Origin of the sequence: Chitinophaga japonensis, assembly GCF_007830125.1 — a bacterium.
GTDB classification, from domain to species: domain Bacteria; phylum Bacteroidota; class Bacteroidia; order Chitinophagales; family Chitinophagaceae; genus Chitinophaga; species Chitinophaga japonensis.
The window spans coordinates 987,080-1,001,132 of sequence record NZ_VLLG01000003.1 but is presented as its reverse complement, the minus strand read 5'-3'; the positions used below and the strand labels follow the sequence as shown (position 1 = coordinate 1,001,132).

Annotated in this window: 9 protein-coding genes; 5 read left to right on the top strand and 4 right to left on the bottom strand. The window is 53.6% G+C overall.

What is annotated here, in order from left to right:
* Positions 1-41: 41 nt before the first annotated feature.
* Together LX66_RS13105 and LX66_RS13100 are read right to left on the bottom strand one after the other, a co-directional pair.
* Complete coding sequence (locus tag LX66_RS13105) at positions 42-1,208, bottom strand: 1-deoxy-D-xylulose-5-phosphate reductoisomerase (RefSeq protein WP_145714135.1); 1,167 nt, start codon at positions 1,206-1,208, stop codon at positions 42-44.
* Between the two features lie 68 nt (positions 1,209-1,276).
* Positions 1,277-2,770 (bottom strand): GH3 auxin-responsive promoter family protein, encoded by a 1,494-nt coding sequence (locus LX66_RS13100; RefSeq protein ID WP_145714131.1) that lies wholly within the window; start codon positions 2,768-2,770, stop codon positions 1,277-1,279.
* 330 nt (positions 2,771-3,100) lie between these two features.
* Between LX66_RS13100 and rplU the strand changes: the two genes are divergently transcribed.
* From rplU to LX66_RS13075, 5 genes are all read left to right on the top strand, one after another.
* Positions 3,101-3,403: a 50S ribosomal protein L21 gene (rplU, locus tag LX66_RS13095; RefSeq protein WP_145714128.1), complete on the top strand. Its 303-nt coding sequence runs from the start codon at positions 3,101-3,103 to the stop codon at positions 3,401-3,403.
* Positions 3,404-3,432: 29 nt separating this feature from the next.
* On the top strand, positions 3,433-3,687 hold the full coding sequence (gene rpmA / locus LX66_RS13090) for a 50S ribosomal protein L27 (RefSeq protein WP_145714125.1): 255 nt from the start codon (positions 3,433-3,435) through the stop codon (positions 3,685-3,687).
* Positions 3,688-3,783: 96 nt separating this feature from the next.
* Positions 3,784-4,164, top strand: a complete 381-nt coding sequence (locus LX66_RS13085) for a histone (RefSeq protein WP_145714122.1) — start codon at positions 3,784-3,786, stop codon at positions 4,162-4,164.
* A gap of 119 nt (positions 4,165-4,283) precedes the next feature.
* Entirely contained in the window at positions 4,284-5,957 is a 1,674-nt protein-coding gene (locus LX66_RS13080) for a DNA polymerase/3'-5' exonuclease PolX (protein WP_145714120.1), read from the top strand.
* A 90-nt stretch (positions 5,958-6,047) separates the two neighbouring features.
* The gene (locus tag LX66_RS13075; protein ID WP_145714117.1) at positions 6,048-6,545 is read left to right on the top strand and encodes a GNAT family N-acetyltransferase; all 498 of its coding nucleotides are present in this window, start codon (positions 6,048-6,050) and stop codon (positions 6,543-6,545) included.
* Positions 6,546-6,822: 277 nt separating this feature from the next.
* Here LX66_RS13075 and LX66_RS13070 read toward each other — a convergent pair whose 3' ends face one another.
* Both LX66_RS13070 and LX66_RS13065 read right to left on the bottom strand, forming a co-directional pair.
* Positions 6,823-7,746, bottom strand: coding sequence for a PorP/SprF family type IX secretion system membrane protein (locus tag LX66_RS13070; protein ID WP_158642626.1), 924 nt, complete (start codon positions 7,744-7,746; stop codon positions 6,823-6,825).
* A 25-nt stretch (positions 7,747-7,771) separates the two neighbouring features.
* Positions 7,772-13,864, bottom strand: coding sequence for a Calx-beta domain-containing protein (locus LX66_RS13065; protein ID WP_158642625.1), 6,093 nt, complete (start codon positions 13,862-13,864; stop codon positions 7,772-7,774).
* Between the last annotated feature and the right edge of the window lie 189 nt (positions 13,865-14,053).

Sequence of the window (14,053 nt, the reverse complement as noted above, 5' to 3'; positions counted from 1 at the left end):
GTGTAAGATATTATATTATTTACGATTTACTAAAGATGTGCTCAGATCACGATGGCATTGATCAGCGTGGCGGCGTGCTCGCGGGCGGCCGTATCGCTTTCATAATAATCGTGCAGGGTAGGCACTTCGATAAACGGTATCTTCACCAGGGTTTCCTCGATCACTTCCGTCATCTGCAAGAAACCGATCCGGTTCTTCAGGAAGGCATGCACCACCTCTTCATTGGCTGCATTCAGCACACAGGCGGCATTTCCTCCTTTTTTCATCGCCTCGATGGCTACGGCAAGGTTACGGAAAGTTTTAGTATCCGGCTGCTCAAAAGTGAGGGAAGGATAATTTTTAAAGGAGAACCGGGGAAAATCGTTGGACAGGCGTTCCGGGTATCCCAGGGCGTACTGTATGGGCAGCTTCATATCCGGCAGGCCCATCTGGGCCTTTACGGAGCCGTCCACAAACTGTACCAGGGAATGTATAATGGACTGCGGGTGTATCACTACCTCTATCTGGTCCGGCTCCAGGCCAAAAAGCCAGCGGGCCTCTATCATCTCCAGCCCCTTGTTCATCAGGGTGGCGGAGTCGATGGTTATTTTGGCGCCCATGCTCCAGTTGGGATGCTGCAGCGCATGATCCTTCTTTACATTGATCAGGAAATTGGGCTTTTTGCCCAGGAAAGGCCCGCCGGAAGCGGTGAGGATCACCTTTTCCACCATTTGGGGATGCTCCCCCAGCAGGCACTGGAAAATGGCGGCATGCTCGGAGTCCACCGGTATTACCGGCACATTCTTTTTACGGGCGGCGGCCATTACAATATCGCCGGCTACCACCAGGGTTTCCTTGTTGGCCAGGGCCACGGGCGTACCGTGCTCTATGGCGGACAGGGTGGGCGCCAGGCCGGCAAATCCCATAATGGAGGCCAGCATCATGTCTATATTGTCCCAGGCGGCCACTTCTACCATGGCTTTATTGCCGGCAAACACCTTAATGCCTTTGTCGAACAATACGCCTTTTACTTTTTCATACTGGTCCTCATCGGCTATTACCACGGCATTGGGCCTGAACTTCAGCGCCTGCTCTATCAGCAGGTCGGCATTCTGCCGGGCAGTCAGCACCTCTGCCCTGAACTTGTCAGGATGAGCTGCTATTACTTCCAATGCCTGCATGCCAATGGAACCGGTGGAGCCAAATATGGCAATGTTCTTTTTAGTCATTGTACAATAATATCAATTATCACTGATTTAAGATTGCATTGAAATTGTTAAATGTTTGCAATCCGTTGTCATTGAAGATATTGCATGAGCTGTTCCGCCATTGATCTATCGTTGCTTAAACGGGGTACCTTGTTCTGGCCGCCCAGCTTGCCGATGGATTTCATAAAATCTATGAAACCCTGCCGGCGCACGGGCCTGATCTTCAGGGGTTGCAATATATTGCCTGTCAGCAGGTCATTATAATAAATGTTCTTTTCCCGGAGGTACTGGTCTACCCTGGCGGCAAAGGTAGCTAAATCGGCGGGCATGGTCTCAAATTCTATGAACCACTCGTGGAAAGGCAGCTCGCCGTTGGTCTGCACCATAGGCGCCACGGTAAATTCCGTAATGCGCACGTTCTCCTCTTCAGCGGCCTTCATCAGGCTGTGCTCCACTTCCTCCCCGATCACATGCTCCCCGAAGGCGGAGATAAAATGCTTGATCCTGCCGGTTACCACCAGCCGGTACGGGTTAGTGGACACGAATTTAACGGTATCACCTATATTATATCCCCACAGGCCGGCGTTGCTGTTGATGATCAGGGCATAGTTCACCCCGGTCTGCACCTCCTTCAGCGAGAGGCGGGTAGGATTTTCGTTGAATATCTCGTTGGCCGGTATAAACTCGTAGAAGATCCCTGAATTGGTGTTCAGCAGCAGCCCGGCATGGTCCTGCTGGTCCTGGAAGGCAATAAAGCCTTCGGAAGCGGGAAAGGTCTCGATCGTATGGATAGGGCGGCCGATGGATTCCATCAGCTTGGCCCGGTAAGGCTCAAAGTTCACGCCGCCGTACACCAGCAGGTCCAGGTTCCTGAAAAGCTCCCCTACGGGCTTGCCGCTGCGGGCCGTAAGCCGGTCAAAGTACATCTGCACCCAGGGCGGTATGCCGCTGATCAGGGTCATATCCTGTTGAATGGTCTCCTCCACGATCCGGTCCAGCTTTGTTTCCCAATCCTCTATGCAATTGGTTTCGTAATTGGGCAGTTGGTTGGTGCGCAGGTAGCGGGGCACGTGATGGTTCACAATGCCGCTGAGGCGCCCGGTAGGAATGCCGCCCACCCGCTCCAACTCCGGGGAGCCGGAAAGGAAGATCATCCTGCCATCGGCAAAAGCGGTGTTGCCTGTTTCGGACATATAGTGGAGCAGGGCGTTACGCGCGGTATCAATATGGTTGGAAATGGATTCCTTTGAAATAGGTATATATTTAATACCGCTGGTGGTGCCGGATGTTTTGGCCAGGTAAATGGGCTGGCCCTTCCAGAGCACATTATGCCTTCCTTCCTTTATTTTATTGATGTAAGGCCTGAACTGTTCGTAGTCCCGGATAGGTACTGCTGCTTTAAAGTCCGCATAGGTATGGATGGCATCGAATTTATGCTCTTTCCCGAAATCAGTTTTCCGCCCTGTCTTTATTAAATCTTCCAGGATCGCCTCCTGGTCTTCTACCGCCCGTTGCATTTCCTTCCTGATCTTGCTGCTCACAATGGAAGCAAATGGTTTGGCCAGCAGTGACTTAAACTTCATGCCGCGTTAGTTTAGAATATATGAAATGACAAATGTATAAAAATTGCAGGGGCAAGTTAACGGTTTTTATTAACAGGAAGCAGGATGCAGGAAGCAGGAAATAAGATGAAGACCCGGACTACTGTGAAACGCCTTCTTACCTCCTAATTTCTTACTTCCTGCTTCTTACTCAAATTACGTATCTTTGAAAAGTATAAGCTCTTTCCCTGTTAAGGTCATAGGGTTATATGTGGCAATTTGCTGCTACTTTAGTTATACTAAAAAAAAGCAGAAAACTTTGCCATTTGAAAAACAAGTGGTACTTTTGCAGGAAATTATTTTTGGATAACTATGTTTGCAGTTGTAAAAATCGCGGGTCAGCAATTCAAAGTGCAAAAAGACCAGGAAATATTCGTTCAGCAACTGGAAGGCAACATTGGCGACAAGGTTGAATTCTCTGACGTGCTGTTAACTGATAATGCTGGTGCGCTGACAATAGGTACTGATGTAAAATCAGTGGTTAAAGCAGAGATCCTGGGCCATGTACAGGGTGATAAAGTGATCGCTTTCAAAATGAAGAGAAGAAAAGGCTTCAGGAAGAAAATCGGTCACCGTACCCATTTTACAAAGATCAGGATCGAAGACATTGCTTAATTTTTTAAAATTTAAACGCTAATCATAGAATGGCACACAAAAAAGGTGAAGGCAGCGTAAAGAACGGCCGCGATTCCCAAAGCAAAAGGCTGGGGGTAAAGATATTCGGAGGACAACCTGCTATATCCGGTAACATAATTATCCGTCAGAGAGGTACCGTTTACCATCCTGGTGAGAATGTAGGCATGGGTAAAGATTTCACCATCTTTGCCACCAGCAACGGTGTAGTGGAGTTCCGCAAAGGACGTGAGAACAAGACCTACGTTTCCGTTAAAAGCATTTGACACCATCGCCGGGTAACGAGACCCGAGCCAGCGATGATTGCCATAAAGTTTTTTTAATACCCAATTTATCATTTACTAACCCAAATTCAAAAAACAATGGCAACAATTAAAAAGGCAGCCGCTAAGAAAGCTGCTCCTAAAAAGAAAGCTGCTGCTAAGAAAGCCGCTCCTAAAAAGAAAGCTGCTGCTAAGAAAGCTGCTCCTAAAAAGAAAGCTGCTGCTAAGAAAGCCGCTCCTAAAAAGAAAGCTGCTGTTAAGAAGGCTGCTCCTAAAAAGAAAGCCGCCGCTAAGAAAGCTGCTCCTAAAAAGAAAGCTGCTGCTAAGAAGGCTGCTCCTAAAAAGAAAGCCGCCGCTAAAAAACCGGCTGCTAAGAAACCGGCCGCTAAAAAGCCGGCTCCGAAGAAGAAACCGGTTGCTAAGAAGAAACCTTCCAGCTCTCCGGCTACTCCTTCAGCACCTTCCGCTCCGGCGATGTAAGATCGGATTTACAACTTGTAGAATAAAGATCCCGGCAAATGCCGGGATCTTTTTTTATGGCAGGTCAGCGGAAAGTATAAAATCTTATTAGCTTGCGGTTCATAGCTAAATGCGTACATATGGACAATTACACCATAGCCGATAATTTCTCCCTCCTCTCCAAGCTGATGGACATACACGGAGCGGACAGCTTCAAGGCCCGATCATTTGCCAGCGCTGCCTTTACGGTAGAAAAACTGCCGGTACAACTGAAAGATACCGCCCCGGAAGATATTGCCCGTATAAAAGGTATTGGCAGCTCCATTAACAAAGGTATCCAGGAAATGCTGCTGACCGGGCGCCTGTCCCTGCTGGAAACCTTCATTGCCCAAACCCCGCCCGGCATCCTGGAAATGCTGAAAATAAAGGGACTGGGGCCCAAAAAGATCGCTACCATCTGGAAAGAGCTGGAAGTGGAAACCCTGGGCGAGCTGCTGTACGCCTGCAACGAGAACCGGCTGCTGCTGCTCAAAGGCTTTGGCCAGAAAACACAGGACAACGTAAAACAAAGCATTGAATTCTACCTCTCCAACCGGGAGCGCTTCCTGTACGCGGAAATAGCCGCACTGGCGCAGGAGCTGGAAAAACGGCTGCAACAAATGCTGGCGCCCGCCCCCGTATCCCTTACCGGGCAGATACGGCGCACCGAAGTGATCATCGATGAAATAGAGCTGGTGGCCGGCGTGCCCGCCGCTGTCCTGCAGCAGCACCTGGGCGCCATACCGGCCTTTACCCTGGTGGAGGAAACAGACCACTCGCTGCTATGGAAGCACGAACAGCAGGTAAAGCTGCGCATATATCCCTGCCAGGCAGCCGATTTTGTGAAAACACTGTTCATCACCACCGGCGACGCCGCATTCCTGGAGCATTTTGACGCGGACGGGCATGCTGCGGAGCACCTGGCCGGCAGCAGCTCCGAGACCGATATTTTCCAGCGGGCCGGCATGGACTATATTGAGCCCTGCATGCGCAACGGCGGCCTGGCGCTGGACCTGGCCAAACGGAAACAATTACCCGCGCTGATAACGCCCGGCGACATCAAAGGCATTATCCACTCCCACAGCCAGTGGAGCGACGGCCTGCATTCCCTGGAAGAAATGGCCGTTGCCGCCCAAAAAGCAGGGTTTGAATACCTGGTGATCAGCGATCACTCCCGCTCCGCCTTCTATGCCAATGGCCTGAGCGTGGAACGCATACAGGCGCAACATGCCCAGATCGATGAGCTGAACAGAACATTGGCGCCCTTCCGCATCTTCAAAAGCATAGAGTCTGATATCCTGTTCGACGGCAGCCTGGACTACCCGGACGAAATACTGGCCACCTTTGACCTGGTGATCGCATCCGTGCACGCCAACCTGAAAATGACGGAAGAAAAGGCCATGAGCCGCCTACTGAAAGCCATTGAAAATCCCTACACCACCATCCTGGGGCATATGACCGGCCGCCTGCTGTTAAGCCGCAACGGCTACCCGGTAGACCATCAAAAGATCATTGACGCCTGCGCGGCCAACGGCGTGGTGATAGAGCTGAACGCCCACCCCCGCCGCCTGGATATTGACTGGCAGTGGCTGCCCTATGCCATGGAAAAGAACGTGCTGATCTCCATCGACCCCGATGCGCATAGCATTGAAGGATTCCGGGATATCAGCTACGGCGCCCTTGCAGCCCGCAAAGGCGGCCTTACCAAAGAAAGGAACCTGAGCAGCCTGGGCAGGGCCGGGTTGGAGGATTTTCTCCGTGAACGGAGAAAATAATTAACAATGAATAATTAATAATTAATGATGTCACACCGAAACACTTATGCTACGATTATTAATTATTAATTCTTAATTATTAATTACACAATGGAACTACACATAAAAGACGCAACCACGGCGGACATCCCGCTCATACAAACACTGGTGGAGAAAATATGGCGGCCTACCTACCAGGCCATCCTTTCTTCCGAACAGATCAGCTACATGCTGGACCTCATGTACAGCACCGCTTCCCTGACCCGGCAAATGGAAACGCAGCAGCACCGCTTTCTCCTGCTATATGAGGGGGAAAACGCCATCGGCTATGCTTCCTACAGCACCACCGACGCTGCGGATATCTATAAGCTGCACAAGATCTACGTGGACACCGGCTACCAGGGCAAGGGCGTAGGCAGGTTTTTCCTGAACACCGTGGCAGACCGCGTAAAAGCAGCGCAGGCGCGCATCCTGGAGCTGGATGTGAACCGCTATAACAAAGCGCGCCTTTTCTATGAAAAGCTGGGCTTTACTATTACCGGGGAAAAAGATACGCACATCGGGAACGGGTATGAGATGAATGATTACATTATGCAGAAAGTACTATAAAATCAAGCAGCCTGGTAAGAAATACCAGGCTGTTTCCCATGTTAACCATTAAAAAGACACAACTTCATTTATGTTGCTTCAATGTCTTATAAGTGTATACGGCAATAAGCGCTAAAACGTACTACTATTTACTTACGACAACAAACCGCCCGCGGATTTGGTTCACAGTGCTTTTTAAAGAAAAAGTTCCCGCACGACAAGCATTTGCGGGAACTTTCAGGTAAAAAGCAGGTGTATATCATTTAATGGGCTTCGTAATCACGTAGCAGACAGCATGTTAGAAGTAACGTGGCTCCACTTCCCGCTCCCTGGACCAGGAAAAACGGTAGTTGATCATCACCTCATGGGAAACAGACTGGGCCCCCTTCAGGTTGGAAGACATGGGCGTGTCGTAAGAATAGCCCAACTGCAACTGGCTGGTCAGCCTTGCCTGCACCAGCCCTGTAATGGTGCCTTCAGACCGGTAAGCGGCGCCTACCCACACCAGGTCCTTTATCAGCACCTGGGTGCTGAGGTCAAAGCCCAGCGGGGCCCCTCCTACCCTGCGCAGCAACAGGCCGGGCTTCACTTTTACATTGTCCCCTGCATCCAGCAGGTAGCCCGCCTGCAGGTAATAATGTGGTTTGTACACGATCTTGTTCACCTTGTTGCCCACATCAAAGCTCTGGAAAGTAGGAGAAGAAAGGCCTACAAAGAATTTGTCCGTAAAGAGCATAAAGCCGAAGCCCACCTCCGATTTGAAATAGCTCGCGTTCTCTGCAAATACCGGGTCCGTAGTGGTTAGCTCGCTGTTGTTCTCCCGGAACTGCGACATGCCCAGCTTCAGGCCCAGCGCCAGGCGCAGGCCATTCTCATTCAGGTTGATGCGCTGGGATACATGGAAATTGAAGGCGGTGCGCGACTGTACCGTCACCTTCTCGTTCATGGCCGAAAAGCCCACACTGGTATTGGTGGCCTTAAAAGGCGTATAGAAAGAAAGGGACGCGGTTTTGGGCGCGCCATCCACGCCTACCCACTGGTTGCGGCCCACCACGGTAAGGCTGGCCGATTCATCCATGCTGGAATAGGAAGGATTGATGACCATGCCGTTCATCATGTATTGGGAATAGATAGGGTCTTGCTGCGCCAGCGCCGGCAGGCTGTGTCCTGCTACCAGCAGGCAGGCTGCCAGGCATTGCAAAAGGCGTTGCTGTATATTCATGATCAGCATATTCACGATGTTCAGACTATTTCCGTTTTATCACTATAAACCCGGTGTACTGCTCTTTTTTACCGGTTTCATCCTGGATCTCGATCAGGTAGAAGTAGGAACCGTCCGTTACTTCCTTGCCTGAATTATTGAGGCCCCTGAAATTCTTGTCCTGGTTGTTGTAGCCGGACATTTTGAATACCGTGCCTCCCCAGCGGTTGAATATCACCACTTCATTGCGCGGGTATTTCTCGATATTCTCAATGTACATGGCATCATTGCCCATACCGTCCTCGTTAGGCGATATGGCCGGGTGCACGCGTATTTTGCCCTCATTGTCATTTACCCAGCGGTCGTCGGTGATCCATCCCTCTATGCGGTCAGGCACCCCGTCGTTGTCGGAGTCATCGTCCAGGTAGTTGGGAATGCCGTCGCCGTCGCTGTCGTCGTCCAGGGGGTCTTCGTTGCCGTTCACGTCTTCCTTGCCGTCCGGAATGCCGTCACCGTCCGTATCGCACTCGGCGCAGAAAGGATCGTCGTTCATGATGATGCCGAGCACGGAGTCAGGCGCTGCCGTTGTGGGCACATTCTGCCCGGAAAGCACCGTGGGAGGCAGCAGTACAATGCCCAGGGTATCATCCCTTTCAAAAGTGCTGTCGCCCATAATGGGCACGGGTATGTAGCTGCCCAGCTCACCGGGCTGTATCTCTACCGGCTTCATGATGCTGTCGTAGTCCACCCCGGGTATGGCGGCGCCGATAGCGGTTACGCCGGCCGGCCTTACAAAGCGGTAAGGCAGGGTAATGGTCCGGGAGCTCATCCTGCTCAGGCGTACCTCGAAGGTCAGGGAGTTCTCTTCCGGCTGGTTGCCTTCATTCACCCGGTACACCGCTGCGCTGAAGCTCAGCTCCAGCGGATCGTTATCGCTTACAACCGCGTTGATCTCGCTGGCCAGACCCGGGCGGTACAGCGGCCGGGGCGCGCCGGAAGCATCGGGTAATACCTGCAGGAACACAAAGCCCTCATCATCATTCATGTCATTGTTATCCGTAACAACGGTGAAGGTATGCTCAGTCACGCCGGCCGGCAGGGTTACTACCAGCGTATCCCCGTTACCGTTAATAGTGCCTTCGCTGGTGGCGACCGTTCTTACCGGGTCATGCACTACCTTCAGGTATACCGGGATGTCCACGCTGCTGACAACGGGCGATTGTATGGTGACCTGTATGGTGTCTCCTTCCGTTACGGATGCCGGTGTGGCAAATATGTTCAGGAACATGGTATCGTTGTCTACCAGGGGCACATCGGCCTGCGGGTTGTCGGCCAGCGGCCAGGTAATGCCCGTCATGGTGCTGCTGACGCTCTGTATGCGGATGTTCACCAGCTCGGTATCCTCTACCAGGATATCATCTACCGGCGCCAGGTTCACGGTTACGCCGTTCTGCCCGGCAGGTATGGTAAGGGTACCCGGCAGGGGCGTGTAGTCAGTACCTGCTATAGCCGTGCCCGTTACTGCATACGTTACCTCTACGTCTTTTAGTACCGTGAGCTGCGGATCGGAGAAGCGGATACGGAATGCGCCTGCTGTGGACGGCTCTGCGGCATCCGTCACCTTTTCCACCATCATGCTGCGGCCCGGCGCATCGTTCTCGTCATCCCGCAGAACGACTGTATGCATGGCAGCATCCACGGTAAAATTCACCACGCTGCTGCCCCTCGGCATACGGGCCTGCTGGAGCGTGAGCGTTACGGTCTCATCTCCTTCCATCAGCTTGTCGTCCAGCACGTTAACGGGAACGGTTACGCTGTGCGCACCGGCCCTGATCACTACGTTGGCCCCGGTCACGCTCCAGTCTGCCGCACCGGCCGTACCACCGATCAGGCTCGTTACGTTGATATCCGCGCCCGCCAGCAGCGTTCCGGGCAACTGAATGGTGAATGATCCATTGGTGTCCGGTTCCGCGGCATCCGCCGTTTTGGTAGCGGAGATCTGCAGCGTGGCTTCCGGTATGGTCACCGTGGCAGGCGGCAGCACCGTATAGCCGGTAGTGACGGTAGTGTTCAGCTTCAACTGCTCCGTGCCTTCCGCCAGGTTATCATCCACCATGTGCAGGGTGAGCTGTACCCGGTTGCTGCCGGCCGGCAACTGCACCTGTGCGGGCAGCCCGCTGTAATCTGCGGCGGCGCCGGTAAAGGCGGCATCCGGGGTGATATTGACCGTAATATGCTGTGAAGAAGTGATCGTTGTTTTTACAAACCCGATGGTTACCCGGGCATCGCTGCCTTCATGCAGGGTGGTGGAATCTATGGTCACCATCAGTTGGCGGTTGGCAGGGTCCTGGCCGGTCACATCCTGTATCTGTACGTCCATGCTGTCTGCCGTTACGCCTGCAAACCCGCTGACCGTGCCTTTTAAGCGCAGGAGCTCGGTGAGCTCTACGATATTATCCGTAACGGCCGCCAGGGTAATATCCTTGAAGTTCTCGCCGGGATAGATGGTGATGATGGCAGGCAGGCCGGTATAGTCCGTTGTGGCGGCCTGCGTGGCAGCGCCCGCGCTAACTGTTACCTGCAGCGGCTTGTAAGGCGTAATGCCGGCCGGCAGGGCTATGCGCACGGTATAGCTGTTGCCTTCCTGCATGGTATAACCCGCAGAGAAGGGCTGGGGCTGCAGGGTCACCTTCCGGTTGCTGCCATCGCGGACGGTCAGCGCCAGGGAGTCTTCGGTAAACCCGGTGGAAGCTGCGCGTACCACCAGCGTTTCATCGTCTTCCAGCAGGTTGTCTGCAGTGGCCAGTAAGGCTTGCGGGAAGGTTACCGCCCCGGTGCCTGCGGCAATGGTCACGGTTACCGGCAGCGCGTTGTGCTCCGCGTCTCCTGCAGTGGAGGAGCTGCCTTTGGTAATAGTGACCGGTATATCGTAGCTGGTTATTTTATTACCGGACAGGGATACTGTTACCAGGGCGCCCGTGGTGCTGCCCTCGGTGATCACCGTATTGTTTGCCGTTACTTCCAGCGGCAGGCCGGCCACATAATCCTGGTCTTTTAAAGTAATGCTGGCCGGCACAAAGGTAATACCCGGCAGGCTGGCGGACTCACCGTCCAGCATCAGGGTTTCGTCTGTTTCCAGTACGCCGTCTGCCGTTATGGTAATGGTGCCGCTTACGGATGCGTTGTTGTTATCCAGCGGTGGTACCGTAGCCATGCTGTAGTCCGCACCGGTAGCGGTGGAACCGCTGCCGGTCTTCACCATGATATTGATGGGCACTTCCGTAGTGACGCCGGCAGGCAGGCTGAAGGTAACATTGTACCCGCTGCCTTCATTCATGGGCGCCGGCTGCGTGGCAATGGTGATCACCTTGTTGGCCGGATCATCACCGGTGGCATCGTCAATGGTGCCGGTGGCGGATGATACCGTCAGCCCTGGCAGATCGGATGACGCGCCGTTCAGGGTAAAGCTTTCCGCATTTTCCAGTACCATGTCTGTCTGCGCGGTAATGAAATCCGCCACGGTGATCTCCCGCTGCCCGGCAGGAATGGTAATGGTGCCGGAAGCCAGCGCATAGTCCGATGTACCGGCCACAGAGGAAGCCGCGCGGGTAAGCGTTACCACGATCGGTTTGCCGGCTTTCACATCATTCACAAAACGCACACGCAGGCCGGCGGTGTTGCCCTCTTTTACCGGGCTTCCTGTCACCGACATCTCCAACTGCAGGTTGGACGGGTCGTTCCAGGTAACATCCCGTATAGTAAGGGTAAAGGGTGTAATGGTATAATCCGTGGCGCTGCCGCTGATCACCAGCGTTTCATCTCCTTCCACCATGTCGTCTGCCAGCGCCATCAGGCTAAAGGTGGCGTTATTGGCGCCTGCCGGTATCATGAACGTGGCATCCGGCAGCGGCGTATAGTCCGCAGCAGAGGAGCTGCCGCCGCCTGTTACCGTAAGCGGGATATCCGAGCTGGCAAAAGTGCCGGAGGGCAGGCTGATGGTAAGGGTAATGGTGGCGCCGCCTTCCACGATCTCCGTAGCAGAGGCGGTTACCGTCAGCGCGCTGGCATCATCATCCAGTATCTGGATATTATAAGGCGTAAAGTCGTAAGTGCGTGACTCCGCATCCACCACCGTAGCCGTAACATATAATGCCTCCGTGCCTTCTACCAGGTTGTCATCTACCACGGTGAACGGAATGGTTACGGAATTGCCGGTGCTGATCCTGAAAGCAGTGCTGTCCAGCGTATAATCCGTTGCGGAAGCGGTGGAAGACGGATCATTATGCAGCGCGCCCAGTGTAAAGTGGAGCGGCATATCTGTCGTCACCCCGGCAGGCAGGCTGAACTGCAGGCCGCCGGTATAGGGCTCTGCCACGGTAATGCCCGGCACCGGCCGCATAGTGATCACACGGTTGGCGGGATCATCGTAGGTCCGGTCCCTGATGTTCACGGCAGCGCCGGCAGTTTGCGCAGATCCCAGCACGGTAGCATCCGCCTGTATATTCAGCGTTTCGGTGTACTCCAGTATCTTATCATTCTCCGCCTGTATGGTAAAGGTGGCCGAGTTGGTATTTTGCCTGATAACCACGCTGGCCGGCAGCACAATGTCGGAAGCGGCGGCAGTGGACGAATTATTACGTGCCAGCGTTACCGTTATATCCTGCGATGCCAGTACACCGGCAGGCAGGCTGATGGTGGCATTGGCGGTTTGTCCTTCGTCTATTTCCACCGGGGCGGTAATGGTAAGGGTGCGGTCCTCATCGTCCTGTATCTGGTATTCGCAGATGTTCTTGGAGGTATTGACCGTCACCAGGTTATTATTATAGCTATTGTCCAGGTTAATGGTGAAAGTGCGGGGACTGTTCTCCAGCACGGTATTGCCCAGGATCATAATGCTGGTATCCAGGCTTATGAGCCTGCCGCCGGTGGAATAGCTGCCGGGAGGGATCACAATGCCTCTTTTGGCTTCATAGTCGGCGCCGGCCACGGCAGGATAGGTACCGGAAGGCGTCACATTTATACCCACGTAAAGGGGACGGGTAAGCGTAACGGTGGAGGAGGTGCCCTTTACCCGCAGGTTCAGGTTGGTGGCCGCGTGACGGTCGTCGCCCTCCTGGCCTGCTGCGGTAGCATTGTCAAACTCCACCCTCAACTGCCGGTTGGCAGGCGGCGCAATGGAGTCCAGGCCGGTTACCCCGTCCAGGTCGCTTATGGTATTGCCGTAGCCGGACAGTATACGGGCGGTAAATACCTTTACATTGGACGTGTTGCCGCCGTATACAGGTCCGAGGTATTTATGCACGATCACGCCGTTCTCCGTACCATCGAAGCTGGAGTTGGAAATATTGGCCAGGAAGCCGTTCTCCGGGATACTGGTGCTGGCCATGCCTGCTGCGTCTGTAGCGAGGTAGGAAGAAAAACCGTTCTGCATGCGGAACATATGCGCACGGTTCACCGGGTAGCCGCCACAGGCAGCATCGCGGTACACGCCTACGGTGCCGAAAGGACCGGGATAGGGCCCGTATCCCTGCGTGCATACGCTGTTAGCGGACCAGTCGCTGCCGCTCACATCCAGCACGGCATGCTCCGCCACATACAGGTGCCCGTATGTTTCAAAACCGTTGGCCAGCACGGCCACCGTATAGTCAAGTATAAAATAAGGCTGGTCCTTTACATAGGTGAGATCGCATATCACCGTAATATCGGCCGTGGATATAAAGTTCTGCACATTCCCCACCATCTGGATACGCCAGGGATCTGCCGCCGTACCTGTGCCTGCCAGGGGGGAAACAAAGCTCCAGGCCACCCGCTTTACCTGGCGGGGCATATCGTCATAGAAGAGCGTGTTCTGCCCTACGTAGGCCGCTATTCCGCGCGGGTCGTCCGTTCCTTCGTAAGTCTGGCTCAAACCGTTCTTGAATACACGAAAAGTACCATCTGCCAGTATCTCCATCTTCAGCCCCGGATCGCCGGCAGTGCCGCCGGTGTTGTTGATCGTTTCTATCACCTGGGCGCGTACACTACCGCCGGCCAGTAACAACAGCAAGACCAACAGCGCCGTATGCTTTTGCAGCCGTGCAAGGGCTTTGCAAAAGCCACTATGGACTTTGCCGGGAAGTGTACAGGGAAAAACTGACATAAGAGTGTGTAGATTTCTATCCATAGTTGCTTCGTAGATCCAACAAATATGCTTGCCGCAAGGCAGTGCATCATTGAAAAGCCTGTGTTCACTGTTCTACGGCATTGTTTGCGCCGCTGAGCTACATCCAGTCCTTAGTTGCAGGCAGGGCTTCAGTATCAACAGGTTAGCCGCTTTGTAACGGTAGCC